The following is a 283-nucleotide window of genomic DNA, read 5'->3' on the forward strand; positions in this document are numbered from 1 at the left end:
GTCGGGGCCAAGCCTGTCGGGATTCATCCGTATGAGTTGAAAAACCCTTTCCTCACCAAGGAGCAATTGGCTGAAATCGAGGAAATCGGCGATCCTATTTCTTTGGAGAAAATAACCGCTTTAAATCCTGATCTGATTATTATCTCCGATGAGGAGCTGTATGAGCAGGTATCCAAAATTGCTTCCACTGTTTTGATTCCGTACGGTACATACAATGACGATGTCCATGTAGATATGCGGGCATTTGGCGAGCTGTTAGGCAAGCAGGAAGCTGCCGAGGCGT

General features: G+C 47.0%; 1 protein-coding gene. It reads left to right on the plus strand.

All coding sequences use genetic code 11. The annotated features are described in order from the left end of the window. Positions 1 to 283: ABC transporter substrate-binding protein (locus SB775_RS28860; protein ID WP_410864626.1), on the plus strand; the 283-nt coding region annotated here is incomplete at both ends.

Source organism: Peribacillus sp. SIMBA_075 (genome assembly GCF_046534585.1).